Below are 234 nucleotides of genomic sequence, written 5' to 3' on the forward strand. Positions count from 1 at the left end.
TGTTCGAAGAAGGCCTAGTCAACATCAGGGAAGCCACTTTGATGAAAATTGCCACATCGCGAAACGTATTGACTGTAGACACGGAATTACGAGATCGTTTGCGGGCAAATATTTTAAAGCAGATGATTGCGGCAATCCTGTTGAAGTAAACAAAGGAACAGGGACGCCCAGTGCTAGGAGGGATGATGTGATGAACTGTGAGGAATGCGGAAAACGACCGGCGACACTTCATCT

1 pseudogene is annotated in these 234 nt (G+C 46.6%); it reads left to right on the plus strand.

The features are described 5' to 3' along the window. Window positions 1–149: pseudogene (locus tag SB773_RS34795) on the plus strand (CtsR family transcriptional regulator); the annotation flags it as partial. Window positions 150–234 lie beyond the last annotated feature (85 nt).

The organism is Bacillus sp. SIMBA_074 (genome assembly GCF_046534555.1).
In the GTDB taxonomy this organism is placed as follows: domain Bacteria; phylum Bacillota; class Bacilli; order Bacillales; family Bacillaceae_G; genus Bacillus_A; species Bacillus_A mycoides.